This is a genomic window from Methylobacterium longum, from assembly GCF_022179385.1.
GTDB classification, from domain to species: domain Bacteria; phylum Pseudomonadota; class Alphaproteobacteria; order Rhizobiales; family Beijerinckiaceae; genus Methylobacterium; species Methylobacterium longum.
This window is the reverse complement of sequence record NZ_BPQS01000066.1, coordinates 1-26,061: the sequence shown is the minus strand read 5'-3', so window position 1 is coordinate 26,061 and position 26,061 is coordinate 1. Positions and strand designations below refer to the sequence as shown.

Sequence of the window (26,061 nt, the reverse complement as noted above, 5' to 3'; positions counted from 1 at the left end):
CGACGTCTCCCACGTCGATTCCGAGGCCCAGGCCGAGGATGTCGGCGAGGTCCTGCGCGAACTCGGGATCGAGACCAGCGCCGACCGGATCATCGAGGTCTGGAACAAGGCCGACCTCCTCGACGACGACGAGCGCAACCGGCTCCTGAACCTCAGCGGCCAGGCCAAGGCCCGCAACGACCGCGACAGCGCCGCGCCGGTCCTGGTCTCGGCGGTGACCGGGGAGGGGCTCGCGGCCCTGTCGGCCCGGATCGAGGCCCGGATCGGGCGCAACCGGGCGAGCTTCGCGGTGGCCCTGCCGCCGGAGGACGGGGCGGCGCTCAACTGGCTCTACGAGAACGCCGAGATCCTCGACCGTCGGTCCGAGGCCGACGGCACCCTGCACCTCGCGGTCCGGATCGCCCCCGAGAAGGAGCCCCGCTTCCTCAACCGCTTCGCGGCGGCCCGGCGCCTCGGCCGGGGCGGTTGATGGCCCCGGACGGCCTCGGAAACCGGTTGCCTTCCGCGCTGCTGCCCGCCTGGGCGCCGGCCGAGGGCAGGGCGGATCCGGGATCGGACGACGAGGCGGTGCTGCGGGCCATGCAGGCCGGCGGTGGCCTGCGCCTCCTCGGCCTGCGGGTGGTGATCGTGCTGGTGCTGCTGATGGCGGCCCAGGCCTATGACGGCTCGCTGCACGCCCTGAGCCACTGGCTCATCCTCGGCCTCTACGGCCTCGGCACGGTCTGGTTCGGGCTGCGGGAGCGGGGCGGCGGCCCCCGGGCCAACGCCTATAGCTGGGCCGGCACCCTGCTCAACGCCGGGCTCGCCGTCTACGTCATCATCGAGCACATGCTGGCCGGGGGCGGGGCCGGCCTCGGCGCCGACGCGGTGAGCCGCCTGCCCGCCTTCCTGCTCCTGCTCCAGACCGGCCTCAGCATGCGGGTGGCGCAGACCCTGCTGTTCTGCGGGCTGGTCACCGTCTGCTGGAGCGCGGCCTCCCTGTTCGGCCTCTTCTATCCGGAGCTGTTCCCGAGCCCCGACACCTTCCCGACTGCGCAGATGACCGGGCTCGCCACCTTCGTGGCGGCGGGCCTCCTGGTGGTCGACGGCACGACCCGCCTGCGCGCCGCGGTGGCGCGCGCCCTGCGGATGGAACACGAGCGGACCCAGCTCGCGCGCTTCGTGCCCGACACGGTCGCCCTCGACCTCGCCGGCGAGGACGGCGATTCCGGGCTCGGCATCCATCGGCGCCACGCCTGCCTGATGATCCTCGACATCCGCGGCTTCTCGCGGCTCTCCCGCGAGCACCCGCCCGAAGCCATGGTGGCGGCGCTGCTGGCCGTCCGGGCGGCCGCCCAGGCGGCGGTGTCCGAGCAGGGCGGCCTCGTCGACAAGTACATCGGCGACGCGGTGCTCGTGCAGTTCGTGATCGGCCGGCCCGACGCGCAGGCGCGGGCGGCGCTGGCCTGCGCCCTGTCGATCCGCCAGCGGATGGCCGCCCTAAACGCCGCGCGGGCGCGCGAGGGTCTGTTCACCGTCCGGGTCGTGGTCGCCCTGCACGCGGGCGACCTCCTGGTCGGGGTCTTCGACGACGGGGTGCGGGCCGAGTACACGGTGCTGGGTCCCGCGATGAACGCCCTGTCGCGGATCGAGGCGCAGGCCAAGGCCGCCGAGATCGAGGTCGCGGCCTCGGGCGACTTCCTGGACTTGTTCGGCGGAACGCTGCCGGCCGGCATCCGGGCCGCGCCGGTCCCGCAGGCGGCCCTGCCGGGATCGCTCACCCTGTTCGCCGTCGCGGCGGAGCGGCCCCCGAGCCGGCCCCCGCCGCCCGCCCGCGCGTGTCGGGCGGGGCCGGACATCCCCCACCTGCCACAGGATGCCGCGGCGCGCTCCGCGGCGACGCCGGAACCGGGCCGGCTTTAATCCGTTCGGTCGGCGCGGCGCAGGGTCGCGGAAAGACATTCGGTCCATGAACAAGATCATCCTCGGCGCGGCGCTCGCGCTCGGCCTCGTCGTCGGCGCCGCAAGCCCGGGCCTCGCCTCTCCCGGCGACGGCCTCGACCGGAACGCCGCCGCGCAGGGCAACGGCCGCTTCGGCGGCATGCACCGCAACGCCCGGATGGAGTCGCGCACGATGATGCACCGCGCCCACCGGATGCGCCGGCACCATCGCCACCATCATCACCGCTGAGGCGGTCGGCCTGCCGATCCGGCGGTTTTCGGCCGCGGTGCGCGGACCGGATCGGAAACCCCTTCCGGTTCGGCCGGTTTTCGGGGATCAGTGGTGCCGGAGGGTGGCGGGCGCAGCGGCTTCTGCTACGCCCGCCCCGGTTTGCGCGCCCGCGGGGCCGGGCGCGGCACCGCGGAGGATCGATGCTGGGATCGGGACGGTTGGGGCGGCTCGCCCTGGGATGCGTCGCGGCGCTGGCCGCATCCGCTCCGGCGGAGGCGCAGGACAGGGCGGTCCCGCCCCTCGTCTTCACCGGCATCCCCGACCAGGACGAGAGCCGCCTGGTCGAGCGCTTCGGCAGGGTCGCGGCCTATCTGGAGGCCAAGCTCGGCGTGCCGGTGCGCTACATCCCAGTGAAGAGCTACCCGGCGGCGGTCACCGCCTTCACCAACGGGCAGGTGCAGCTCGCGTGGTTCGGCGGCTTCACCGGCGTGCAGGCCCGCAAGGCCGTCCCGGGCTCCCAGGCGATCGCGCAGGGCGCCGAGGACGCGGCGTTCAAGACCTACATCATCGCCAACGCCGCCACCGGCCTGAAGCGCGGGGCGGACTTCCCCAAGGACATCCAGGACAGGACCTTCACGTTCGGCGCCCGCGCCTCGACCTCCGGGCGGCTGATGCCGGAATACTTCATCCGCCAGGCCTTTCCGGGGAAGAGCCCTGAGCAGGTCTTCGCCCGGGTCGGATTTTCCGGCGACCACACCCGCACGATCCAGCTGGTCCAGTCCGGCGCCTTTGCGGTGGGCGCCGTCGACTACTCGGTCTGGGATCTCGACACCAAGGCCGGCAAGGTCGACCCGACGGCCGTCACGGTGATCTGGGAAAGCCCGACCTTCCCCGACTACCAGTGGACCGTGCGGGGCGACGTGGAGCAGACCTACGGCGCGGGCTTCACCGAGAAGCTGCGGACGGCCCTGACCGGCGTCACCGACCCGGCGATCCTGGAGCCGTTCGGGCGGTCGAAGTTCGTGCCCGTGAGCAACGCCGCCTACGAGCCCCTCGTCGCAGTGGGCCGCTCCACCGGCCTGCTGGACTGAACGCCGTGGCGGGCGGGACCGGATCCCCGGCGGCGATCGTCCTCGCGGACGCCGCGGCATCCTATGGCGGGCGCCCGGTGCTCACCGGCATCGACCTGACCGTGCGGGTGGGGGAGCGCCTCGCGCTGATGGGCCGCTCGGGGGCCGGCAAGTCGACCCTGATCGGCCTGATCCACGGGCAGGCGCCCGAGCGGGTGGCCCTGGTGCCCCAGGCCGCCGCCCTGGTGCGCCCGCTCTCGGTGTTCCACAACGTCTACATGGGCCGTCTCGACCGGCGCTCCACCCTGCACAACCTCCGCAACCTGGTCCGCCCCGCGCGGCGCGACGTCGCCGCCGTGGAGGATGTCCTCGGCCGGGTCGGGCTGGCCGACCAGCTCTGGGCCAAGGCCGGGGCCCTGTCGGGCGGCCAGCAGCAGCGCGTCTCGGTGGCCCGCGCCCTCTACAACGGCCGGCCGATCCTGGTGGGCGACGAGCCGGTCTCGGCGCTGGATCGCCAGCAGGGCGGCCGGATCCTCGCCGAGCTGGCCCGCAGCCACGAGACCCTGATCCTGGCGCTGCACGACGTCGCCCTGGCCCTCGCCCATACCGACCGGATCGTCGTGCTGGAGGCCGGCCGCATCGTCCTCGACGCGCCCTCCGCCGGCCTCGATCCGGCGCGCCTCAGCCCCTTCTACGAGGCCGCCTGATGAGGCGCGGCGCCGCGTTCCTGCCGCGGCCGGGCTACGCTTCGGTGAGCCGCTGGCTCCTGGCCGCCGCGCTCGCCGGCCTGCTCGTGGCCGACCTGCAGGTCACCACGCTCCATCCCTGGTCCGACCTTTCCCGCCTGCTGGGCGGTCTGACCCGGCCCGACCTCCTCGCCGTGGACGGCCGGAGCGTCGTCTACACGGTGGCCTTCGCGGTGCTCGGCGTCGGGCTGGGCGCCGGGACGGGCCTGCTGCTGGCGATGCCCTTCGCCCGCTCCCGCGCGGTCCGGCTCGCCTGCGCGGCCGTCCGCGCCGTCCACGAGCTGTTCTGGGCGCTGCTCCTGATGCAGGTCTTCGGGCTCTCGGCGACCACCGGCGTGCTCGCCATCGCGCTGCCCTACGCGGGCATCTGCGCCAAGGTCTATGCCGAGCTGATCGAGGAGGCCGACCTCGCGGCCGTCCGGGTCCTGCCGGCGGGCACCGGCACGGTCTCGGCCTTCCTGTACGCCCGCCTGCCCGAGGTGGCCGGGCGCATGCGCGACTACACCCTCTATCGCCTGGAATGCGGCCTGCGCTCCAGCCTCGTGCTCGGCTTCATCGGCCTGCCGACCATGGGCTTCGCCTTCGAATCCGCCTTCCGCCAGGGCCGCTACGCCGAGGCCGGGGCGCTGCTGCTGATCTTCTACGCGCTGATCGGCACGCGCCGGCTCTGGGTGCGCGCCCGGACCCTGCTGGTCCTGCTGGTGGGCGCCGCGCTGGCGCTGCCGCCGACCGTCGGCAGCGCGGCCATCGGCCCGAGCCTCGCGCGCTTCCTCGGCCACGACATCGTGCCGGCGCCGCTCCGGGGCGCCCCCCTGGCCGAGCCCGAGACCTGGGCGCGGCTCTGGTCGTGGCTGCGCCCGATCCTGACCGAGCAGATCCTGCCCGGCACCGCGCAGACCCTGGTCCTGGCGCAGATCGCCCTGGCGGCGACCGCCCTCGGGGCCCTGGTCCTGTTCCCGCTCACCGCGCGGCGCTTCGCCGGCCCCCTCGGGCGGCCCCTCGGGCGGGCGCTGCTGGTGGTGGTGCGCTCCACGCCGGAATACATGCTCGCCTATGTCGGCCTGCAACTGCTCGGCCCCTCGATGCTGCCGGCGATCCTCGCGCTGGCGCTGCACAATGCCGGGATCGTCGCCTACCTGATGGGCCGGCACGCCGACGCGATCCCCTACCGCGCCGACGCGCCGCGGGGCCTCGACCTCTACGCCTACGAGACCGTGCCCCGCCTCTACGGCCAATTCCTGGCCTACCTGCTCTACCGCTGGGAGCTGATCCTGCGGGAGAGCGCGATCTTCGGGATCCTGGGGGTCACGACGCTGGGCTTCTACGTCGACGCCGCGATCTCGGAATTGCGCCTCGACGTGGCCACCCTCCTGATCGCCGCCACCGCCCTGGTGACGGTGGCGGTCGACGCCGTCTCGCGCGCCTTACGCCGGTCCCTGCGGATCGACGCCTTGCCGACCAGACTGTCGGGTCCGCAGCCGATCACCGGGGCGGAGGCCCCGTGAAAGGGGCAGGGGTGCGGTCGGAACACGCGCCCCGACTGCCCCCTCAGGATGTGCGAGAGCAGCCGCCTCGGCCCGCGCGGTGTGAACCGCGTAGCCCCTGCGGCGGAGGGGGAACCACGGGGTCGATGTCGGGCTCTCTCACCACTTGTAGCTGACCTTCGCGAGCACCCGGCGGGCATCGCCGTAGAAGCAGGAATTCTCCGCCTGGCAGGACGAGACGAAGCGCCGGTCGGCGAGGTTCGTGGCGTTCACCTGGAAGCGCCAGTTCTCGTAATCGTAGTGCACCTGTGCGTCGAACAGCACGTAATCGGGCAGGCGCAGAGAGTTGGCCACGTTGGCGAACGAGCGCCCGATGTAGCGCACGCCGCCGCCGAACCCGAAGCCGCGCCAGTCGCCGGCCGGGATCGTGTAGTCGAAGAACAGGTTGGCGAGGTTCTCCGGGGTGTTGACCGGCACGCGCCCGATCTGGTCGAGGTTGCCCCGCACGGTGTTGATCCCGAAGACCGTGTAGGAGGCGACGACGTTGAGGCCGTCGAACAGGTTGGCCACGAGCTGCGACTCGAAGCCGGTGGAGCGCACCTCGCCGATCTGCTGCTGGAACAGCGTGTTCGCCGGGTTCGGGGTCTGCACGTTGCTGCGGTGAATGTCGAAGCCGGCAAACGTCAGGAAGTAGCCCTGGCCGGGCGGCTCGAACTTGACGCCGCCCTCGATCTGATCCCCCGTCTCCGGCCTGAAGGTCTGGCCGTTGATGTCGGTGCCGATCAGCGGCTGGAACGAGGTCGAGTACATCACGTACGGCGCGAGGCCGAAGTCGAAATTGTAGATCGCCGCAGCCCGGTAGGTGAAGGCGCTGTCGTTGCGGCCGTTGCGGCCGTTGCTGTTGGCGGGCGTCAGGCGGTCGTAGACGCGGTTGTCGACGAAGTCCTGACGGCCGCCGAGGATCAGGCTCAGCTCCGGCGTCAGCTTGATCTGATCCTGGAAGTAGAGCCCGACCTGCTGGAACGAATCCGCCTGGATCAGGTAGGGCGAGGCCGAGACCGCTTGCGGGCCGTAGAACGGCGCGAGGATATTCAGGTTCGGGCCCGGAAAGCCCGAGGCTTGATTGTCGTGGATCTGGAAGTTCCGGTACTCCACGCCCATCAGGAAGTCGTGCTTGAAGAAGCCGTCGAAGAACCGGGCCTCGGCCTGGGTGTCGACGTCGAGCTGGGCGACCTTGGCGTGGTCCCGGAACAGGTAGCGGGCGAGCTGCGTCTGCTGGGGATCGGCGTAGCCGAGCTGGCCGATATAAGAGTTCTGGTAGCTCTCCGCGAAGGCGTAGCGGGCGTTCTGGCGCACCGCCCAGGTCTCGTCGAAGACGTGCTCGAACTCGTAGCCGATGAACGCCTGGTCGCGCCGGAAGGTGTTGAAGCCGGCATCGCCGACGTTGAGCGAGCGCGGGATGCGCAGGCCCAGCACCGTGGGCTTCACCGTGCCGAAATAGGGCAGGAAGTTCGAGGTCACCGCCGTGTTGTCGTGCTGGAAGCTCGACAGCACCGTGAACCGGGTCGCGCCGTCCGGCTTATAGGTGAAGGCCGGAGCGATGTAATAGCTGTCGTCCGGCGCGCCCTGGACCTGCGTGCCGCCGTTGCGGGCGTAGCCGGTCAGGCGGGTGAACCAGTGGCCCTCCCGGTCGGCCGGGCCGCCGACGTCGAAGGCGGCGTAGCGCTGGTCGAAGGAGCCGCCGCCGACCTCGATCAGCCCGAACGGGTTCTCGGTCGGGCGCTTGGTGACCTGGTTGATCAGGCCGCCGGGATTGCCGGCGCCGAACAGCACCGCGGCGGGGCCGCGCAGCACCTCGACGCGCTCCAGCCCGAAGGTGTTGATCCGGTAGTAGGCGAAGCCGTAGTTCAGGAGCTGCAGGCCGTCCCGGTAGAGGCCGTAATCGCTGGCCACGAAGCCGCGCAGCTGGAAATAGTCGAGGCGCGAGTCGGCCCCGAAGGTGCCCGCATAGGTGCCGGCCACGTACTGCGTCGCCTGCTGCAGGGTCTGGGCGTTCTGCGTGTCGATCTGCTGGCGCCCCACGACCGTGATCGATTGCGGCGTCTCGATCAGCGGGGTGTTGGTCTTGGTGGCGGTGGCCGAGCGCTTCGCCACGAAGCCGTCGATCGGGCCGGTGGGGCTCTCCACCGCCCGCGCGACCGCGCCGGCCTGCGCCACCGGGACCGGACCGCCGCCGCGGCTCTCGACGCTGAGCTCCTCGAGCTGCACGCTCCCGCCGGCCGGCGGGCTGGAGATCCCGCGGCGCGGCGCCGCATCCTGGGCGAAGCCCGGCGCGGCCTGCGCCAGGACGGCGAGCGAGGCGCCGGCGAGAAGGGCGCGCAGGGCGCTTGGATAAGGGTGAGCGGCTCTCATCGGACCTGTGCCCCGTACGACCTCGCGGGCAGCCGACCGCGTGCGCCGGGATCAGGCCCGGCGGGGCTGCACCGCAGTTTAGAATTGTGCTAAAGTGCTGTGATTACTCAGCTTTCCAGAACCCGGAGTACGGGTGGTCCGGCTCGACCGCAAGGCGGCTTCGCGCGGAAGGCGAGGAGTGTTGCCAGCGCGACACGTGCCGGTGAGGCGGCCCCGCGGGGCAGGGCGGGCCGCGCGTCCAGGATCGTCCGGCGATCGTCCGACCCTCCTCCGGCGATCGTCTGGAACGTCCCTGTGGACAGGGCCGGCCGCGATGTCCGGCGGGCGGCCTACTTCGCGCGGCCCGCGAGCCAGCCGGCCAGCAGATCCGCCACGGCGTCGCTGTTGGTCTCCAGCATCATCATGTGGCCGTTGCCGTTCAGGCCCCGGTCGGCCAGCCGGATCACGTCGGGCTTGGCGCCGGCCTGGGCCAGGAAGGCGACCGTGCAGTCGTCGTAGGTGGCGTGGAAGGAGGCCTCCGCGGTCACCACCACGGCCGGCACCTTGGCGAGGTTCGGCAGGGTCCGCACGGGCTCGCCCTGCAGCCAGCAGCGGATCCGCCCGTCCGCCCCCCTGCTGTCCGTCCCCTTGGCGTCCGGGCCCCTGTTATCCGGACCCTTGGTATCCGGACCCTTGGTATCAGGCCCCTTGGTATCCGGACCCTTGGCCTGCTGCACCACGATCAGGTCCTCGGGCGCCTTGACGGGCGGCTCGAAGGTCAGTGGCATCCGGGTCAGCCCGTAGGCGCGGGCGCGGCCATCCCCGGCCTTCTCCCAGAACTCCCTGCCGCCGCGGAACTGCACGTCGAAGAAGGGCGGTCCGTTCGGCTCGACGGAGACATGCGCCTTCACGAGGTCCGGCCGCGCATCCGAGGCCGCCCAACCGAACAGGGCCGCCTGACCGTGGGTGACCAGGATCGCGGGTCCGACCTTCTCCAGGAGCGCCATCAGGGCGGGATCGACCAGTTCCTCGGTCTGCTGGCTGTTGGCGAGGAACGGGACCTGACTGGCGAAGAACTGGTCGAAGGCGGCGTTGCCCTGCACGCCGGGGCCGCCCGGCCAGCGGGTGTGGAGCTTGGCCTGCGGGTAGAGGTCGTAGACCTCCGGCGCCGTGTGGGTCCGCTCCAGGCTGCGGGTGCTCAGCCGGTCGTAGGGGCCGTAGACCTCCGGGTTGGTGCCCGAGCGTCCGCGCCCGACCTGATCGACCACGTAGACCTGATAGCCCCTCTCGACGAAGCGCTGCACCCAGCCCGGCCGTCCGTCCGCGGTGGCGAGGTAGTTCACGCCGGTCTGGGCCAGCCCGTGCACCATCACGACCGGGTAGGGCTGCGTGATCCGGGCCGGGGTGCGCGACTGCACGAACATCTGGCCGACCATGACGGTCTTGTCGCCGAGCTTCTGGTAGCGGCCGCCGATGTAGTAATAGCCTGCCCGGGTCACCGGCTCGTCGGCCGCCGGCCCCTGTGAAGACGCCTGTGAAGATTCCTGTGCGGGCGGCAGGGACGGGGGTCGGGCCGGGGCCGTCGCCTGGGTCGGGAGCGGGGCCGGGACCGTGCCCTGAGCCCGCGCCGCCCCCATCGCCAGGAGACCCCCGTGAACGACGAGCAGCGCCGCGAGGGCGCCGTTCGCGATGCCGTTGCCGGCCATGCCGTCTCTCCAGAATGCGCCCCGCTCCTCGCGGACGCTTGTTGCGGCAAACGCAACGCTCGCCAACCGGGAAAGCTGCACGGTTCGGCTCTGCGCGTCTCGGCGTGCATCGCGGGCGCGGCGCCCCTGCGCCAGACGCACCGCGGGAGGCGGACACCGGTCGAGCCCGGACCCACGCGCATGCCAGGCGCGACAACCGCGATGCTGGCGCGGGCGCGGCGCAGCACCCACCTTGGCTTGGTACGCGCGCCGGAAGCGGCGCCCTCGCCCTGACAGCCCGGGCGGGACCGAACGAAGGACTCCAAGCCGTGGATCCCGTAACCGCCAAGACCCTCGTCTCCGCCGCCCTGGTCGCCTCCATCGCCCTGTTCAGCCTGATGGCGGTCCAGGCGGTCTTCGCGCGGGTCCTGGCCGACCTTCGCGACGCGCGATCGGCCCCGAAGGCCGTGCCGGTGCCGGTGCCGGTGCGCGCCGAGCGGCGGGATCCCCCGCGGGCCTGATCGGCCCGCGTCCGGGCGCGGGAAGCGCAGACGTCCGGAGCCGCCGGGTCTTCGGACGTGCGGCGGATCAGGCTCCGTCCTGCCGGGCCCGTGCGCGCAGGAGATACTTCTGCACCTTGCCGGTGGAGGTCTTGGGCAGTTCCCCGAACACCACGTGGCGGGGGAGCTTGTAGGACGCGAGCCGCCCCCGGCACCACTGGATCAGTTCGTCGGCCGTGGGGGTGGCGCCCGCTTTCAGTTCGACGAAGGCGCAGGGGGTCTCGCCCCATTTCGCGTCGGGCTTGGCCACCACCGCGGCCGCGGCCACCGCCGGGTGCTTGAACAGGGCGTCCTCGACCTCGATCGACGAGATGTTCTCGCCTCCCGAGATGATGATGTCCTTCGAGCGGTCCTTGAGCTGGACGTAGCCGTCCGGGTGCTTCACCCCGAGGTCGCCGGTGCGGAACCAGCCGCCCTTGAAGGCAGCCTGCGTGGCGGCGGGATTCTTGAGGTAGCCGCGCATCACCACGTTGCCGCGCATCATCACCTCGCCGATCGTCGCCCCGTCGGCGGGCACCGGCTCCAGCGTCTCCGGATCGCGCACGTCGAGGGCCTCGAGCACCGGGTAGCGCACGCCCTGGCGGGCCTTCCTAGCCGCCCGATGGTCGGCCGCCAGGGCGTCCCAGTCGGCGTGCCAGGCATTGACCACCGCCGGCCCGTAGCTCTCGGTCAGGCCGTACAGGTGGGTCACCTCGAATCCGGCCTCCGACATGCCGGCGAGCACCGCCTCCGGCGGCGGCGCGGCGGCGGTAAAGAACGCCACGCGCCGGGGCAGGTCCCGGCGCTCCGAATCGGGGGCGTTGATCAGCATCTGCATGACGATCGGCGCGCCGCAGAGATGCGTGACCCCGTGCTCGGCCATCAGCCGGTACATCGCCTCGGCGCGCACCTGGCGCAGGCATACATGGGTCCCGGCCACGATCGAGAGGGTCCAGGGGAAGCACCAGCCGTTGCAGTGGAACATCGGCAGGGTCCAGAGATAGACCGGGTGCTGCCCGAGCCCCCCCGTGATGACGTTGCCGAGTGCCAGCAGCGCCGCCCCGCGATGGTGGTAGACCACCCCCTTCGGGTCGCCCGTGGTGCCCGACGTGTAGTTGAGCGTGATCGCGTCCCACTCGTCACCGGGCAGCGGCCAGTCGTATTCCGCGTCGCCGGTCGCCAGGAACGCCTCGTAGTCGGTCTCGCCGAGGCGTTCGCCGGGGCCGTCGTAATCCGGATCGTCGACGTCGATGACGAAGGGCTTCGCCCTCAGCCCCTCCAGCGCCGCGGCGGCCGTCCTGGCGAATTCGCGGTCGGTGATCAGGACCTTGGCCTCGCCGTGCTCCAGGCAGAAGCGGATCGCGTCGGCGTCGAGGCGGGTGTTGAGGGTGTTGAGCACCGCCCCGGTCATCGGCACCCCGTAGTGGCACTCGATCATCTCGGGGGTGTTGGCCAGCAGCGCCGCCACGGTGTCGCCGCGGTCGAGCCCGCGCGCCGCCAGCGCCGAGGCGAGGCGGCGGGCCCGCGCGTAGAGCTCCCGGTAGGACCGCCGCAGGGTGCCGTGGACCACCGCGACCTGATCGGGGAACACCCGCGCGGCCCGGTCGAGGTAGAGCAGGGGGGTCAGCGGCTGGTGGTTGGCCGGGACGCGGTCGAGGTCGCGGTCGTAGATCGTGTCGCGGGCCATCCCCGTCCTCCCGGCAAAGTGGTGCCGGGACCGTAGCTTGCCGGGGCGGGCGCGATCAATCGAGCGCGGCCCGCGGAAACGCTTCAGTGGCGCGGCTCGTCCTCGGGCTCCGGCAGGAAGCGGGCGAGTTCGAAGCCGATCTCGATCATCAGGTGCTCGATCCGGTCCGTGAGCGCCGGCCGCCGCAGGGCGCGGGCGAGGTCGCGCAGGGCGATGATGTGCTCGGCCATCCGGTTCACCATGCGCTCGCTCTGCACGAGGTTGGCGGCCTGCTCCTCCGTCCGGTCGATGGCGATGCCCCGGCCGCGGGTCGCACCGCCGGCCGGGTCGCGCTCGATCCGGCCGCGCAGCAGCAGCGTGCGGATGCCGGCCCGCGTGTCGCGGGTGCGGAACTCCGCCTCCATCGGGCCGCCGGTCTCGGCCACGGCATGCAGGTAGCTCTCGATGCGGATGCGGTCCTCGGGATGGGTGCGGTCCAGGAAGGCCTCGAGGGACACGCCGTTGGCCGCCGCCTCCGGATCGAGGCCGAGCAGCCCCGCGAAGGTGGCCGAGAGCGCCAGCCGCCCGGCCCAGTAATCGTGCGTCCACGTGCCGACCACGCCGGAGGCCTCGAGGATGGATTGCGGGATCGGGGCTTCGGCCATGCCATTCCTCGCCGGGACATCCAAATTTTTTAAACCTGAGGTATTCACCTCCGACAAGCTCCTCATGCCAGCCGTCTCCAGGCTAAGGCATCTATGCGGCGCTGGAAAGGCTGTTAACCCATTCTATGCCAAAAGTCTTAACCTGAAGTTTAGATGCCTGCCCCGGCTGCCACCCGGATCGGCCGGTCCGGGGCGCGGTGCGATCTTAACGAGTCGTTAACCATGTCGGCGGCAGCGTGTGCCGGGGCATCCTTGGGTCACAGGATCGCGGCAGGCCGCGCATCCCGGGACCTGAGGTTGGCCCGCGGGCGCGATGACCGGGCGCGGCGGGCGCCCGGACGGATGCGCGGGGCCTTCTGGAGGACGCCCAGGATGAAAGCGATCACCTTCGTTACGCAGAAGGGTGGCAGCGGCAAGAGCACGCTGTGCATCTCCCTGGCGGTGGCCGCCCGGGAGGCGGGCCACACGGTCTGCATCCTGGAGATGGACCGGCAGGCCACCATCTCCGACTGGCTCGACCACCGCACTGCCGACGGTCCGGAGGTGGCGCAGATCGACGCCACGCAGATCGACGCCGTGATGGAGCGCCTGCGCGATTCCGCCTACGATTTCGTGTTCATCGACACGCCGGGGGTCGATTCCACCGGCACGCTGTCGGCGATCCGGGCGGCGGACCTGTGCATCATCCCGTGCCGGCCGACGCCCGCGGACCTGCGGGCGTTCAAGCCGACGCTGGCGGCCGTCTACCGGCTGGAGAAGAAGTTCGCCTTCGTGCTGAACCAGACCCCGCCGCGCTCCTACCGGGTCCGCGACGCCGCGGACGGCCTGGCGGTGCTCGGCATCCTGCCGGACGTGAACATCGTGTCCCGGACCGACCACCAGGACGCCATCGGCCTCGGCCAGGGCGTCACCGAGTTCAACCCCAAGGGCCAAGCGGCCGGGGAGGTCCGCCGCCTCTGGTCGTGGATCGAGCGCCGCACGCAGTCCCTGAGGACGGGTCAGCATGTCCAAGCCGCCTAAGCTCAGCCTCGCGGCGATCGTGGCCTCGGCGAACCCGCCCGCGAAGGCACCCCTCCGGCCGCAGGGCGCCGAGATCGTGTCGCTGGCCCTCGCCCCGCCGCCACCGAAGCCCGCCGCCACGCTGAAGCAGCGGGCCCGCCAGATGTCGGTGTACCTGGAGCCGCCGGTCTACGAGCAGCTCCGGGACCTCGCCTACGCCGAGCGGACCAAGATGCACGCGCTGATGCTGGAGGGTCTCGACCTGCTGTTTAAGCAGCGCGGCGCCCAGTCCATCGCGCAGCTCACCGACACGCAGGCCCGCTGACGGCGGCCCCGTTCGTCGAAGGCGTGCCGGCGGCCATCGTCGGCGCTGCGGTCGATGGGGATCCGAGAGCCCCTGCGGGCCCGGTCGGTGTGAATCCTCCGTCGCGACACGGGACGCGATGCCGATGCCGGGCCGGCTCGCGAAAACGGAGGGCCCGTCCGCCCCCGGTCCCGAGGCGCCGCGGCGCGGCGGAGGGACGGCGGGGTGCATCGCCCGGCGGGGCGTCGCCTCTTCAGCGTGTACGCCCCGTGACCCGCCGGTGGGGCACCCGCGCTCATCCGGACGCCACGTCGGAGCCGATCGGTCGATTCGCTTGCTTTGCGAGGGGCGGACGCCAATCCCACCTGCTTTGTGAAATTTAATGTTTCCAGGCAGCGGTTTGCGGACCTTCGTTCAAGCATCGCTCGAGATCTGCGGCGGCCTGCAGCCCGGCGCCTGAACACCGGCGGCCGGCGTCGTTCAGCCTTCCTTTACGCGACCGCTACAATTCTGGGTGGACCGATCGCGCCTTCCTTGGCGCGGCCGGATCCGGCCCGGTGCGGGCCTCGGTGATGCGTAGAGTTTGGTGAACCCCACGATGGTGCGCACGACGCTTTCCCGGCCGGCGCGCCTCGCCCTGCGGCTCATCGCAGTCTCGGGCGTGGCCCTGGCCACCGCCAACTGCGCCACCGCGCCTCAGCAGAAGCTCGCCGCCGCCGGCAACGGCGTCGATCCGAAATACGGCGTGAAGGCGAGCCCGCGCCTCTACAATGAGGGCGACGTGATCCCGAAGGGGGGCGGGCGCCGCTACACCGGCAAGCCCTACGTGGTCGCCGGCCAGACCTACGTGCCCAAGGAGAACCCGAGCGGCTACGTCCGTGAGGGCCTCGCCTCCTGGTACGGCTCCGCCTTCCACGGCCGCATGACCGCCAACGGCGAGGTGTTCGACCGCCACTCGATCGCGGCCGCCCATCCCACCCTGCCGCTGCCGAGCTACGCCCGGGTGACCAACCTCGACAACGGCTACTCGATGGTGGTGCGCGTCAACGACCGCGGCCCCTACCATGCCGGCCGCGTCATGGACGTCTCGGAGGAGGCGGCGGAGGCCCTGGGCTTCCACCGCCAGGGTACCGCGCGGGTGCGCGTCGAGTACGCCGGCAAGGCCTCGGTCGCCGGCAGCGACGACCGCAAGCTCTTGGCCAGCCTGCGGACCGACGGGCGTCCGGCCGGCCGCTCGGCCGTGATGGTGGCCGATCTCGGCCCATCCGAGGAGACTGAACGCTACGCGCGCTCCGGCCCCGCGCCGCTCGCCTTCAAGCCCGCGCAGGACAGAGTTCTAGAGCGCGAGGAGCCTGTCGAGACCCCGGCCAGCCGCCCCGAGCGGCCGGCGCCAGCGCGCGCGCCGATCGTGCTCGCCGCAGCCGCCGTGTCGGTCCCGGCGGCGGTGCAGCCCACGGCGCCGCGCGTGCGCGACTTCCGCCCGGCCCCCATGCAGGTCGCCGCGGCCCGGGACACGGGCCTGAAGGGTGCAGGTCTACAGGGGGGTGGCGCGAAGGTGGCGGGGCTCAACCCGGCCCTGACCCAGGCCACGCCCCAGGGCCACGGGACCGCGGCCGCCGGGAAGATCGTCGCGAAGGCCACAGCGCGGACGGCTCCCGGCCTGGAGGCTGCAGGACATACCGTCCTCGCCGAGGCCGCGCGACGGCCGGTCCCGGCGCCCGGCCCCGCGCAACGCGCCACGATGCAGCCTGCCAGGGTTCAGGTCGCTCAGGGCCAGCCTGTGAGGACGGCCCCCGCGGCGATGCCGGCCTCCGCCAAGCTCGCCATGGCGCGCCTCGCCGCGCCCGCATCCCATGCGGCCGCGGCCGCCCAGGCCGGCGCGCCCAAGATCGCTGGGGTCAAGGCCGGTGCGTCCAAGGTCGCTGCGTCGGTTGCCGGCACGCCTGCGCGGATGGCGGCCCCCGCCGGCGCGGGGCACGCCCGCCTGGCCGGTATCTACTGACGGGAGCCGCGGCCCGAGCCGCCCGAACAGCCTGGGCCCCGCCCTCAATGCGGCATTTCGCATTCGATCCTGCGCCGAAACCGTAATATGGTCACGCTTGTTTTCCGGATACGGTCGGGGTTTCCTCGGCCGGTCGACAGGCGTGGGACGCGACGGTGATGCGCAGAACCTTTCTCACCCTTCTCGCGGCCGCCTGCGCGCTCGGGGCGGGCCTCGCCGGCGCCGCCGCGCAGGGCTTCCAGACCGCGGCCCCGCACGCCATCCTGGTCGACGCCGATTCCGGCTCCGTCCTGTTCGAGAAGGCCGCCGACGAGCGGTTCTCGCCGGCCAGCATGGCCAAGCTGATGACGACCGACATCGTGTTCGAGGCGCTGAAATCCGGCCGCCTGTCGATGGATACGGAGTTCACCGTCACCGAGGACGCGTGGAAGCGCGGCGGAGCGGGTGGCGGCGGCTCGTCGATGTTCGCGCAGGTCAACAGCCGCATCAAGATGGCGGACCTGCTGCGCGGCCTGATCGTCCAGTCGGGCAACGACGCGGCGATCACCATCGCGGAGAACATGGCCGGGTCCGAGGAGGCCTTCGCGGGGCTGATGAACCAGCGCGCCAAGGAGATCGGGCTGGCGAACTCGACCTTCCGCAACGCCACCGGCTACGCGGCGCCCGACCAGAAGGTCACCGCCCGGGACATGGCGAAGCTCGCGCTCCACATCATCGACACCTATCCGGACTACTACAAGATCTTCTCCGAGAAGGAGTTCACCTGGAACAAGATCCGCCAGCAGAACCGCAACCCGCTTCTGGCCCTCGACATCGGTGCGGACGGGCTCAAGACCGGCTACTTGGAGGAATCCGGCTACGCGCTCACCGGCTCGGCGGTGCAGAACGGCCAGCGCCTGATCCTGGTGGTCTCGGGCCTCAAGACCGCCCGGGACCGCGCCGCCGAGGCGCGCAAGCTGATGGAATGGGGGTTTCGCGCCTTCGAGCCCCGGCAGGTCTTCGCGCCGGGCGAGACGGTGGCGGAGGCCTCGGTGTTCGGCGGGCAGGCCGGTTCCGTGCCCCTCGTGGCCAAGAAGCCGGTGCGGGTGCTGCTGCCGCGCGGCTCCAGCGACCGGGTCAGCGCCAAGGTGATCTATACCGGGCCGCTCGTCGCCCCCGTGGAGGAGGGCCAGCGGGTCGGCGCCCTGCGCATCCAGCGGGGCGAGACGGTCGCCCTCGACCAGCCGCTCTACGCGGGCGCCGCGGTGGAGCCCGGCACGCTGCCGCAGCGGGCCATGGATGCGGCGCTGGAATTCGGCAGCGGCCTCGTCCGCAAGGCCCTCGACCGGGCCGGCAAGGGGTCCGACAAGGGGTCCGACAAGGGTGCTGCCGGGGCGGCCAACCCGTCGTGACGGCGCGCGCGTGATCGTGCCGCGGTTCGAGGATCCCGCGCCGGCGCGCGGCGCCTTCATCACCTTCGAGGGCGGGGAGGGGGCCGGCAAGTCGACCCAGGTCGCCCGCCTCGCCGCAACCCTGCGCGCCCGGTCCGGCCGGGGCGCGTGCGTGACCCGCGAGCCCGGCGGCTCGCCGCGGGCCGAGGAGATCCGCGCGGCGCTGCTGGACGGCGTCGCCAAGCCCTACGGACCCTTCGCCGAGGCCCTGCTGTTCAGCGCCGCCCGGATCGACCACCTCGACCGGCTGATCCGCCCGGCGCTTCAGCGGGGCGAGACCGTGCTGTGCGACCGCTTCATCGATTCGACCCGGGCTTATCAGGGCGCCGCGGGGGGCCTCGATCCGGGGGTCATCGCCGCCCTGGAGCGGGTCGTCGTCGGCCCGACCCGACCGGACCTGACCCTGATCCTCGACCTGCCCCCCGAGGCCGGCCTCGCCCGCGCGACCGCGCGCGGGGCCGGGCAGAAGGCCGACCGGTTCGAGGCCGAGGCCCTCGGATTCCACGTGCGGTTGCGGGACGCGTTCCTCGCGATCGCCCGGGCCGAGCCGGCGCGCTGCGCGGTGATCGACGCCGGCCGCGATCCCGACGCGGTCGAGGCGGCGATCCGTGACGCCGTCGCGTCCAGGCTGCCGGACCTGCTGCCGGAGTTGCCGCCGGGCGAGGGCATCCGCGGCGATGCGGCGTGAGGGCGCGCCCGCGCCGGCGAACCCCGACGACGGTTGGACGGGAGCGTTGTCAGGGTCGAGTGCCGGGCAATGCCGGACCGAGACGGGCGGGACACCGGCGGGAAACCGGCCCTGAAGCTGTGGGCGCCACCGGCCTATCCTTGTAAGCAGCGGCTCCGGGGGGCGCCGGAGGGACCGGAATTCGCAGGGGGGACGCGCCATGAAGCCGATCGACCGCGGCGCCGACGATGTCGAGCCCGGGGACCTGCCGGGCATTCCGCGTCCGCGCGAGACCCTGGCGCTCATCGGCCACGCCGCCGCCGCGGAGGCCTTCGCGGCCGCGATCGCGGCGGGCCGCCTTCACCACGCGTGGCTGATCGGCGGTGCCCCCGGGATCGGCAAGGCGACGCTCGCCTACCGGGTCGCGCGCCGCCTGCTCGCCCATCCCGGCGGGGGCGGCCCGGCCGGGCTCGACCTGCCGGCGGGCGATCCCGTCATCGGCAAGGTCGCGGGCCTGTCGCATCCGAACCTCGTGGTCCTGCGCCGCCACAAGGCCGCCGGCGCCAAGACCGCCCCCACGAAGGCGCTGCCGACCAAGATCTCGGTCGACATGGTCCGCCGGGCCCTCGACCTGTTCGCCACGACCGCCACGGATTCCGGCTGGCGGGTCTGCATCCTCGACAGCGCCGAGGATCTCAACGCCAACGCGGCCAACGCCCTGCTCAAGGTTCTGGAGGAGCCGCCGCCGCGCGCCCTGTTCCTGATCCTGTCCCACCAGCCCGGCCGGCTGCTGCCGACGATCCGCTCCCGCTGCCGGGCTCTGATGCTGCGCCCGCTGCCGGCCGAGGACGTCGCCCGGGTGGTGCGCGGCCTGCCCGCGCCGTTCCCGCAGCCCGAGGCGGCGGCCCTCGCCCGGGCGGTCGCCCAGTGCGAGGGCTCGGTCGCCCGGGCGCTGGCGATGCTCGACCCGGTCACGGCCGGCCTCGTGGCGGAGATCGAGACCCTGCTGGCGCGGGCGCGCGATCCCGACTGGGGCCGGGTGCTCAAGCTCGCCGAGACCCTGGCGGGCCGGGACGCGGAGGCCCGGTTCGAGGCCGCCCAAGACGCGGTGCTGCGCTTCGTCTCGGGCGAGATCGACCGGCGCCGGGACGAGCCGCCCGCCCGGCTCGCCGCCCTGGTGGAGGTCGCCGACCGGTTCGGCCGCGCCGCCCGGGAGGCCGCGACCTACAACCTCGACCGGCGCCCGGTGGTGCTGTCGCTGTTCGGGGACCTAGCGGAGGTCGGGTAGGCGCGCCGGAGAGGCCGAAGGCGGGACGGTCGCCGCCGCGTCCCGGAAACGCTCACGGGTCGGCCGCCGCTCAGGACCGGCTCGGAACGGGAAGCCGACGATCCGGCGCGGGCTCGCGCCGTCGCCACGCCGGACGGCCCGTCTTCGACCGTTCGGAGCCTCGAGCCGACGCGCGCGGCCTCGCGTGAGCCTGCGCCGAGCGGATTCATCAAAGCGGCCCGGCCCCGCATGTTGAGCCTGCGGCTCGGTCTGCTACAGCCGGGCGCACAATGCATGAGAACCGACCATCCTCGTCACCGACGACCGCCGAGGCTGTCCGTCGCGATACGGATCGCATCCTCTCGGAGATCGCTGGAGGAGCGGACATCACCGACCCGTTCGCGGCCGCGGCGCGTGCCACGCGCATGCCGATGATCGTCACCGACCCCCGCCAGCCCGACAATCCCATCATCTTCGTCAACGACGCCTTCTGCCGCCTCACCGGGTACGCCCACGACGAGATCATCGGGCGCAACTGCCGCTTCCTGCAGGGCCCGGCCACCAATCCGGACGCTGTCGCCCGCATCCGCACCGCCGTGGCGGCCCGGGAGAAGATCGAGATCGCGATCCTCAACTACCGCAAGGACGGCACGACCTTCTGGAACCAACTGCTACTCGCACCCGTCAAGGACGCCGGCGGCGAGGTCGCCTACTTCTTCGCGAGCCAGTACGACGTCACCGCCGACTCGGTCGGACTGGCGCGTTTGCAAGGCGAGAACGCCGCACTCGTGGCCGAGCAGGCGGCCAACACGGAACGCCTGCGCTACAGCGAGATGGCCCTGCCGCTCGCGACGGAAGCGGCCGAGATCGGCCTCTGGGACGTCGATTGCCTCAACGACACGCTCTTCTGGCCCCCGCGCGTGAAGGCGATGTTCGGCATCTCGCCGGACGTGCCGGTCACGATGGCCGACTTCTATTCCGGTCTCCATCCGGACGACCGTGAGGCGAGCCGTGCCGCCTTCTCCGCGGCCCTCGATCCGGCCAAGCGCGCCGTCTACGACGTCGAGTATCGCGCCGTCGGCAAGGAGGACGGCGTCGTCCGATGGGTCGCCGCCAAGGGCCGGGGGATGTTCGACGCGGAGAACCGCTGCCTCCGCGTGATCGGGACCGCCATCGACATCACCGCGCGCAAGCGAACGGAGCAGGCGCTGCGCGAGAGCGAGAGGCGCTTCCGCAACATGGCCGACCATGCCCCGGTCATGATGTGGGTGACCGATCCGGACGGTTGCTGCACCTATCTCAATCGGCTCTGGTACGCGTATACCGGACAGGCCGAGGCCGAGGGGCTCGGGCTCGGCTGGCTCGACGCCGTCCATCCGGACGATCGCGGCTGGTCCGGGGAGGCGTTCCTGGCGGCCAACGCCCGGCGCGAGCCGTTCAGGGTCGAATACCGCCTGAAGGGTGCCGACGGGCAGTACCGCTGGTTCATCGACGCCGCTCAACCCCGCCTCGACGAGGAGGGCAGTTTCCTCGGCTACATCGGCTCGGTCGTCGACATCCACGATCGCAAGACGGCCGAGGAGCGCCTCGCCGAGACGTCGCGCCGGCTGGACGCGATCCTCAACAACACGACGCAGGCGATCTTCCTGATGGATGAGCGCCAGTACTGCAGTTACATGAACGCGGCCGCCGAGCGCCTCACCGGCTACACCCTGGCGGAGACGCAAGGTCGCGTCCTCCACGACATCGTGCATCACACGCGCCCGGACGGGTCCCCCTATCCGCTCTGCGAGTGCCCCATCGACCAAGCCTTCCCTGAGAACAATCAGGAGCAGGGCGAGGAGGTGTTCGTGCACAGGGACGGCTCCTTCTACCCGGTCGGCTTCACGGCGAGCCCGATCCGCGACGAGCATGGCCAGGCCATCGGGACCGTGATCGAGGCGCGCAACATCGAGGAGGAGCTGCGCGTCAAGGCCTCGTTCGACGCGTTCAATGCGACCCTGGAGCAGCGTGTCGCCGAGGAGATCGCGCGGCGCGAGACGGCCGAGGAGGCGCTGCGCCAGTCACAGAAGATGGAGGCCGTCGGCCAGTTGACCGGCGGCTTGGCCCACGATTTCAACAACCTGCTGGCGGGCATCTCGGGCTCGCTCGAGCTGATGCAAACGCGCATGCAGCAGGGCCGGCTCACGGACGTGGACCGCTACATGACGGCGGCGCAGGGCGCGGCCAAGCGCGCCGCCGCGCTGACCCACCGTCTTCTCGCGTTCTCGCGTCGCCAGACGCTGGATCCGAAGCCGACCAACGTGAACCGGCTCGCCGCGGACATGCAGGAGCTGATCCAGCGCACCGTGGGACCGGCGATCCCGATCGAGGTGGTCGGCGCGACGGGCGTCTGGCCGGCCCTGGTCGACCCCTCGCAGCTGGAGAACGCCCTGCTCAACCTCTGCATCAACGCCAGGGACGCGATGCCGGACGGGGGCCGGATCATCATCGAGACAGCCAACAAGTGGATGGACGAGCGGGCCGCCCGCCAGCACGACATGCCGGAAGGGCAATACCTGTCGGTCTGCGTGACCGACACCGGAACCGGCATGGCCCCGGAGGTGATGGCGCGGGTCTTCGAGCCGTTCTTCACGACCAAACCCATCGGGGAGGGCACCGGGCTCGGCCTGTCGATGATCTACGGGTTCGCGCAGCAATCCGGCGGGCAGGTGCGCATCTACTCGGAGGTCGGTCAGGGCACGACCGTGTGCATCTACCTGCCCCGCCATTACGGGGAAGTCGCCGACGAAGAGGGGGTGGTGCCCGTCACCGACCTGCCGCGCTCCGAGCAGGGCGAGACCGTACTGATCGTCGATGACGAGCCGACGGTGCGCATGCTCGTCACCGACATCCTGGAAGACCTCGGCTACACGGCCATCGAGGCCGGCGACAGTGCGGCGGGCCTGAGGGTCCTGCAGTCCGACGTGCGCATCGACCTGCTGATCACGGATGTCGGCCTGCCCGGCGGCATGAACGGCCGTCAGATGGCGGATGCGGCGCGCGTCGCCCGGCCCGGCCTGAAGGTGCTGTTCATCACCGGCTACGCCGAGAACGCCATCCTCGGGAACGGGCATCTCTCGCCCGGCATGGCGGTGCTGACCAAGCCCTTCGCGATCGAGAGCATGGCCGCCCGGATCCGTTCGATGATCGAGGCAGGACGGGAACAGGCACGGCGCTCCTGACGCCGCGTTGCGTCCCGGCGCGTTGCGTCCCGGCGCATCGATGCCGCGACGCGACGGACGGCAGGAGCCGGGGGCGCTACCCAACGGCGGTCGCGAGCCCCGGGGGAACCGGATCCGGCGCGTCCGCGGCCGCCATAGGGGTCCCGCGAGATCCCGCGCGCTCGTCCCGCGTGTCCCGTCCGCGCCAGGCCCCCGACGCTTTCACGGCGTGGCGGGCGGCACTGGCCGGCGGGATGGTGCCGCCCGCCGGCCTTGCGGCGGTTGCGTCGCGGCCGCTGCCGCGCGACAACGCGGGCAGCCTATCGCGATGATCCGGAACACCACAGACGTGACGTCCAACGCCCCGGCGAACCCCCGAAAGACCTTCGGTCTCTCGACCGCGATCTCCTACCCCAACGGCGCGCCCCATATCGGCCACGCCTACGAGGTGATCGCCGCCGACGCCATCGCGCGCTTCCACCGGCTCGACGGCTACGACGTGCTGTTCTCCACCGGGACCGACGAGCACGGCCTGAAGATCCAGCAGGCCGCGACCCGGGCCGGCACCACCCCGCGCGCTTACGTCGACGGCACCGCCGCCCGGTTCCAGGCCATGGCCGACCGGATGGACTGCGCCTACGACCGCTTCATCCGCACCACCGAGCCCGGCCATTACGAAGCCGCCCAGGCGATCTGGCGGCGGATGGAGGCCAGGGGCGACATCTATCTCGACAAGTATGCCGGCTGGTACTCGGTCCGAGACGAGGCCTACTACGACGCGTCCGAGACGCGGCTCCTCGAGGATGGCAGCCGCCGCAGCCTCGCCACCGACACGCCCGTGGTGTGGATGGAGGAGGAGAACTTCCTGTTCCGCCTCTCCGCCTACCAGGACCGGTTGCTCAGGCTCTACGACGAGCAGCCCGGCTTCATCGGGCCGGAAACGCGGAAGAACGAGGTGGCGAGCTTCGTGCGCTCCGGCCTCAAGGACCTCTCGGTCAGCCGCACCAATTTCGACTGGGGCGTGCCGGTGCCCGGCCATCCGAACCACGTCATGTACGTGTGGGTCGACGCCCTGACCAACTACCTGACGGTCACCGGCTTCCCCGACGCGGAGAGTCCGCAAAACAAGTTCTGGCCGATGGATCTGCACGTGATCGGCAAGGACATCGTCCGGTTCCACGCGGTCTACTGGCCGGCCTTCCTGATGTCGGCCGGGCTGCCCCTGCCCAAGCGCGTCTTCGGCCACGGCTTCCTGCTCTCCAAGGGCGAGAAGATGTCGAAGTCGCTGGGCAACGTCCTCGACCCGTTCGAGCTCGCCGACACCTACGGGGTCGACCCGGTGCGCTACTTCGTGCTGCGCGAGGTGCCGTTCGGCGGCGACGGCAGCTACAGCCACGAGGCGATCATCGGCCGGATCAACGCCGATCTCGCCAACGACCTCGGCAACCTCGCCCAGCGCTCGCTCTCGATGGTCGCCAAGAACTGCGACGGCGCGGTGCCGGATCCGGGCAGCCTGGACGACGCGGACAGGGCCCTGCTGGCCCAGGCCGACGCCCTGCCGGAGCGGGCCCGGGCGCTCATGGGCGAGCTGGCGCTCCACACCGTCCTGGCGGAGATCTGGGCCGTGGTGGCCGAGGCCAACCGCTACTTCGCCGCCCAGGAGCCGTGGCGCTTGCGCAAGTCCGACCCGGCGCGGATGAACGCGGTGCTCTACACGACGCTGGAATCCCTGCGCGTCTTCGGCATCCTGACCCAGCCCTTCGTGCCGGGGGCGGCGGCCAAGCTCCTCGACCTGCTGGCGGTGCCGGCCGACCGGCGCAGCCTCGCCGCTGTGGGGGAGGGGGGAAGGCTCGTGCCCGGCACGGCGCTGCCCGCCCCCGCGCCGATCTTCCCGCGCTTCGAGCGCCCCGAAGCTCCGGCAGCCTGACGGCCCCGAGACCCGATGCTCATCGACAGCCACTGCCATCTCGACTTCCCGGACTTCGCCGCCGACCTCCCGGGCGTGATCGCCCGCGCCAGGTCGGCGGGCGTCACCGGCATGCTCACGATCGCCACCCGGGTCGCCAAGGCCGACACCTACCGGGCGATCGCCGAGGCCCATCCGGAGGTCTGGTACACGATCGGCACCCATCCCCACGGCGCCGCCGAGGAGCCGGACGTCGCCGCCGAGACGATCGCCGCCCTCGCCAGGGCCAACGCGCGCTGCGTCGGGATCGGCGAGGCCGGGCTCGACTACCACTACGCCGACGCCGCCCCCGAGGCCGTGCAGGAGCGGGTGCTGCGCGCCCATATCGAGGCCGCGCGCCGCGCCGGCCTTCCGCTGGTGATCCACGCCCGCGATGCCGACGACCACATGGAGCGCGTGCTCGCCGACGAGATGGGCCGGGCGCCGTTCCGGGCCGTGCTGCACTGCTTCTCCTCGGGGAAGCGGCTGGCCGAGGCCGGGCTGGAGCTGGGGCTCTTCGTGTCCTTCTCCGGCATCGTCACCTTCCGGCGCTCGCACGACCTGCGCGCCATCGCGCGGAGCGTGCCCCTCGACCGGATCCTGGTGGAGACCGACGCGCCGTTCCTGGCCCCCGAGCCCCACCGGGGGCGGACCAACGAGCCGGCCTACACGGCCGACACCGCCCGGTCGCTGGCCGAGACCCTGGAGCTGCCGGCCGAGGATTTCGCCCGGATCACGACGGCGAATTTCTTCGCGCTGTTCGACAAGGCCGCCGGAACGCCTCCGGGCGCCGCGTGACGCGTGAGGAGCGGGAGATCCGGATGGTGAGCCTGACCCTGCGCATCCTCGGCTGCGGCTCCTCGGGCGGGGTGCCGCGGGTCGGCAGCGGCTGGGGTGCCTGCGATCCGGAGGAGCCGCGCAACCGCCGGCGGCGCTGCTCGATCCTGGTCGAGCGCGCCTCCGGGGCTGGGCGGACCACGCTACTGGTCGACACCTCCCCGGACCTGCGCGAGCAGCTCATCGACGCCGCCGTGACCCGACTCGACGCGGTGCTCTACACCCACGCCCATGCCGACCACACCCACGGGATCGACGACCTGCGCCCGCTGGTGATCGCCATGCGGGCGCGCATCCCGGTCTACGCCGACGCCGTGACCCGCGGGTTGCTCACGACCCGGTTCGGCTACTGCTTCGAGACGCCCCCCGGCAGCGCCTATCCGCCAATCCTCGATCTGCGCGACCTGACCCTGGACCGCGACCTGAGCGTGGACGGGGAGGGGGGGCCGATCACCGTGGAAGCCCTCCCGGTGGAGCACGGCAACGAGGCGGCCCTGGGCTTCCGCTTCGGCGACGCGGCCTACATGCCCGACGTCAGCCTGATCCCGGAGGCGAGCCTCGCCCGGCTGCACGGCCTCGACCTGCTGATCATCGACGCCCTGCGGGACACGCCGCATCCCACGCATTTCTCCGTCTCGGACGCACTCGCGCTGATCCGTACGGTCCGACCGCGCCGCGCCGTGCTCACCAACCTGCACACCGATCTCGACTACGCGGCCCTGGCGGGTCGCCTGCCCGCCGGGGTGGTGCCGGCCTATGACGGGATGAGCCTGAGGCTCGACGCCTGAGGGCGGCCGGGGGCGGGGGCGAATCGGGCGTCACACACCTGTCGTCGCCGGAGTCCAAGAAAATCGGCTCCCCGGCGAACAAGCCTGTTGACGGCGGGGAACGTCGGCCGTATACCCCGGTTCATCGGCGCCGGCCGCGGAAGTGGACCGGGCGCTGAGCCATCTTCTGACAAGCGGCGGGACTGGCCGGCGAAGTAGCCGGGTGGTCCTCTGTTTGCCTG

20 protein-coding genes and 1 pseudogene are annotated in these 26,061 nt (G+C 71.9%); 17 read left to right on the top strand and 4 right to left on the bottom strand.

Translation table 11 applies throughout. The features are described from left to right. From MFF58_RS28750 to MFF58_RS28725, 6 genes and pseudogenes are all read left to right on the top strand, one after another. Positions 1 to 469: pseudogene (locus MFF58_RS28750) on the top strand (GTPase HflX); the annotation flags it as partial. A gap of 26 nt (positions 470 to 495) precedes the next feature. Then, a complete protein-coding gene (locus MFF58_RS28745; protein ID WP_238293291.1) occupies positions 496 to 1,902 on the top strand; it encodes an adenylate/guanylate cyclase domain-containing protein in 1,407 nt (468 codons plus the stop codon). 46 nt (positions 1,903 to 1,948) lie between these two features. Beyond that, the gene (locus MFF58_RS28740) at positions 1,949 to 2,170 is read left to right on the top strand and encodes a hypothetical protein (RefSeq protein WP_238293290.1); all 222 of its coding nucleotides are present in this window, start codon (positions 1,949 to 1,951) and stop codon (positions 2,168 to 2,170) included. Between the two features lie 182 nt (positions 2,171 to 2,352). Beyond that, positions 2,353 to 3,243 carry a putative selenate ABC transporter substrate-binding protein gene (locus MFF58_RS28735; RefSeq protein WP_238293288.1) on the top strand — a complete coding sequence of 297 codons (891 nt, stop codon included), beginning with the start codon at positions 2,353 to 2,355 and terminating at the stop codon, positions 3,241 to 3,243. A gap of 5 nt (positions 3,244 to 3,248) precedes the next feature. Beyond that, complete coding sequence (locus MFF58_RS28730) at positions 3,249 to 3,929, top strand: ATP-binding cassette domain-containing protein (RefSeq protein WP_238293286.1); 681 nt, start codon at positions 3,249 to 3,251, stop codon at positions 3,927 to 3,929. Then, the gene (locus tag MFF58_RS28725; RefSeq protein ID WP_238293284.1) at positions 3,929 to 5,473 is read left to right on the top strand and encodes a PhnE/PtxC family ABC transporter permease; all 1,545 of its coding nucleotides are present in this window, start codon (positions 3,929 to 3,931) and stop codon (positions 5,471 to 5,473) included. Before MFF58_RS28730 ends, MFF58_RS28725 begins: the two co-directional genes overlap by 1 nt. A gap of 138 nt (positions 5,474 to 5,611) precedes the next feature. On the opposite strand, the gene MFF58_RS28720 is transcribed toward MFF58_RS28725, so the two are convergent. Both MFF58_RS28720 and MFF58_RS28715 read right to left on the bottom strand, forming a co-directional pair. After that, a complete protein-coding gene (locus tag MFF58_RS28720) occupies positions 5,612 to 7,864 on the bottom strand; it encodes a TonB-dependent siderophore receptor (protein WP_238293282.1) in 2,253 nt (750 codons plus the stop codon). A 329-nt stretch (positions 7,865 to 8,193) separates the two neighbouring features. Further along, positions 8,194 to 9,549, bottom strand: a complete 1,356-nt coding sequence (locus MFF58_RS28715; protein WP_238293280.1) for an alpha/beta hydrolase — start codon at positions 9,547 to 9,549, stop codon at positions 8,194 to 8,196. Positions 9,550 to 9,857: 308 nt separating this feature from the next. On the opposite strand from MFF58_RS28715, the gene MFF58_RS28710 reads away from it, so the two are divergent. Next, entirely contained in the window at positions 9,858 to 10,049 is a 192-nt protein-coding gene (locus MFF58_RS28710) for a hypothetical protein (protein WP_238293278.1), read from the top strand. A 67-nt stretch (positions 10,050 to 10,116) separates the two neighbouring features. Here the strand turns inward: MFF58_RS28710 and MFF58_RS28705 are convergent, their stop codons facing one another. Continuing rightward, positions 10,117 to 11,754 (bottom strand): acyl-CoA synthetase, encoded by a 1,638-nt coding sequence (locus tag MFF58_RS28705; protein WP_238293276.1) that lies wholly within the window; start codon positions 11,752 to 11,754, stop codon positions 10,117 to 10,119. Positions 11,755 to 11,837: 83 nt separating this feature from the next. Next, positions 11,838 to 12,398 carry a PAS domain-containing protein gene (locus MFF58_RS28700; RefSeq protein WP_238293274.1) on the bottom strand — a complete coding sequence of 187 codons (561 nt, stop codon included), beginning with the start codon at positions 12,396 to 12,398 and terminating at the stop codon, positions 11,838 to 11,840. Positions 12,399 to 12,770: 372 nt separating this feature from the next. On the opposite strand from MFF58_RS28700, the gene MFF58_RS28695 reads away from it, so the two are divergent. The 10 genes from MFF58_RS28695 (at position 12,771) to MFF58_RS28650 (ending at position 25,840) form a co-directional block, all read left to right on the top strand. After that, complete coding sequence (locus MFF58_RS28695; RefSeq protein WP_010686460.1) at positions 12,771 to 13,418, top strand: division plane positioning ATPase MipZ; 648 nt, start codon at positions 12,771 to 12,773, stop codon at positions 13,416 to 13,418. After that, positions 13,402 to 13,722: a ribbon-helix-helix domain-containing protein gene (locus MFF58_RS28690; protein ID WP_238293271.1), complete on the top strand. Its 321-nt coding sequence runs from the start codon at positions 13,402 to 13,404 to the stop codon at positions 13,720 to 13,722. Before MFF58_RS28695 ends, MFF58_RS28690 begins: the two co-directional genes overlap by 17 nt. A gap of 577 nt (positions 13,723 to 14,299) precedes the next feature. Beyond that, on the top strand, positions 14,300 to 15,703 hold the full coding sequence (locus tag MFF58_RS28685; RefSeq protein WP_238293293.1) for a septal ring lytic transglycosylase RlpA family protein: 1,404 nt from the start codon (positions 14,300 to 14,302) through the stop codon (positions 15,701 to 15,703). 158 nt (positions 15,704 to 15,861) lie between these two features. After that, a complete protein-coding gene (locus MFF58_RS28680; protein ID WP_238293269.1) occupies positions 15,862 to 17,094 on the top strand; it encodes a D-alanyl-D-alanine carboxypeptidase family protein in 1,233 nt (410 codons plus the stop codon). A 10-nt stretch (positions 17,095 to 17,104) separates the two neighbouring features. After that, complete coding sequence (gene tmk / locus MFF58_RS28675; RefSeq protein WP_238293268.1) at positions 17,105 to 17,821, top strand: dTMP kinase; 717 nt, start codon at positions 17,105 to 17,107, stop codon at positions 17,819 to 17,821. A 199-nt stretch (positions 17,822 to 18,020) separates the two neighbouring features. Continuing rightward, on the top strand, positions 18,021 to 19,088 hold the full coding sequence (locus tag MFF58_RS28670; protein WP_238293265.1) for a DNA polymerase III subunit delta': 1,068 nt from the start codon (positions 18,021 to 18,023) through the stop codon (positions 19,086 to 19,088). Positions 19,089 to 19,357: 269 nt separating this feature from the next. Further along, a complete protein-coding gene (locus MFF58_RS28665; protein WP_279603035.1) occupies positions 19,358 to 22,291 on the top strand; it encodes a PAS domain S-box protein in 2,934 nt (977 codons plus the stop codon). A gap of 328 nt (positions 22,292 to 22,619) precedes the next feature. Continuing rightward, complete coding sequence (gene metG, locus MFF58_RS28660) at positions 22,620 to 24,197, top strand: methionine--tRNA ligase (protein WP_238293261.1); 1,578 nt, start codon at positions 22,620 to 22,622, stop codon at positions 24,195 to 24,197. Between the two features lie 15 nt (positions 24,198 to 24,212). Next, positions 24,213 to 25,013 (top strand): TatD family hydrolase, encoded by an 801-nt coding sequence (locus MFF58_RS28655; RefSeq protein WP_238293259.1) that lies wholly within the window; start codon positions 24,213 to 24,215, stop codon positions 25,011 to 25,013. 23 nt (positions 25,014 to 25,036) lie between these two features. After that, the gene (locus MFF58_RS28650; RefSeq protein ID WP_238293257.1) at positions 25,037 to 25,840 is read left to right on the top strand and encodes an MBL fold metallo-hydrolase; all 804 of its coding nucleotides are present in this window, start codon (positions 25,037 to 25,039) and stop codon (positions 25,838 to 25,840) included. Positions 25,841 to 26,061: the final 221 nt, after the last annotated feature.

Excerpts from the sequence above, each read along its gene's own strand:
- MFF58_RS28680 (WP_238293269.1), top strand. The coding sequence starts at position 15,862 with ATGCGCAGAACCTTTCTCACCCTTCTCGCGGCCGCCTGCGCGCTCGGG.
- MFF58_RS28670 (WP_238293265.1), top strand. The coding sequence starts at position 18,021 with ATGAAGCCGATCGACCGCGGCGCCGACGATGTCGAGCCCGGGGACCTG.
- MFF58_RS28695 (WP_010686460.1), top strand. The coding sequence starts at position 12,771 with ATGAAAGCGATCACCTTCGTTACGCAGAAGGGTGGCAGCGGCAAGAGC.
- MFF58_RS28725 (WP_238293284.1), top strand. The coding sequence starts at position 3,929 with ATGAGGCGCGGCGCCGCGTTCCTGCCGCGGCCGGGCTACGCTTCGGTG.
- MFF58_RS28720 (WP_238293282.1), bottom strand. The coding sequence starts at position 7,864 with ATGAGAGCCGCTCACCCTTATCCAAGCGCCCTGCGCGCCCTTCTCGCC.
- MFF58_RS28690 (WP_238293271.1), top strand. The coding sequence starts at position 13,402 with ATGTCCAAGCCGCCTAAGCTCAGCCTCGCGGCGATCGTGGCCTCGGCG.
- MFF58_RS28665 (WP_279603035.1), top strand. The coding sequence starts at position 19,358 with ATGCATGAGAACCGACCATCCTCGTCACCGACGACCGCCGAGGCTGTC.
- MFF58_RS28655 (WP_238293259.1), top strand. The coding sequence starts at position 24,213 with ATGCTCATCGACAGCCACTGCCATCTCGACTTCCCGGACTTCGCCGCC.
- MFF58_RS28705 (WP_238293276.1), bottom strand. The coding sequence starts at position 11,754 with ATGGCCCGCGACACGATCTACGACCGCGACCTCGACCGCGTCCCGGCC.
- MFF58_RS28700 (WP_238293274.1), bottom strand. The coding sequence starts at position 12,398 with ATGGCCGAAGCCCCGATCCCGCAATCCATCCTCGAGGCCTCCGGCGTG.
- MFF58_RS28735 (WP_238293288.1), top strand. The coding sequence starts at position 2,353 with ATGCTGGGATCGGGACGGTTGGGGCGGCTCGCCCTGGGATGCGTCGCG.
- MFF58_RS28650 (WP_238293257.1), top strand. The coding sequence starts at position 25,037 with ATGGTGAGCCTGACCCTGCGCATCCTCGGCTGCGGCTCCTCGGGCGGG.
- MFF58_RS28740 (WP_238293290.1), top strand. The coding sequence starts at position 1,949 with ATGAACAAGATCATCCTCGGCGCGGCGCTCGCGCTCGGCCTCGTCGTC.
- MFF58_RS28685 (WP_238293293.1), top strand. The coding sequence starts at position 14,300 with ATGGTGCGCACGACGCTTTCCCGGCCGGCGCGCCTCGCCCTGCGGCTC.
- MFF58_RS28715 (WP_238293280.1), bottom strand. The coding sequence starts at position 9,549 with ATGGCCGGCAACGGCATCGCGAACGGCGCCCTCGCGGCGCTGCTCGTC.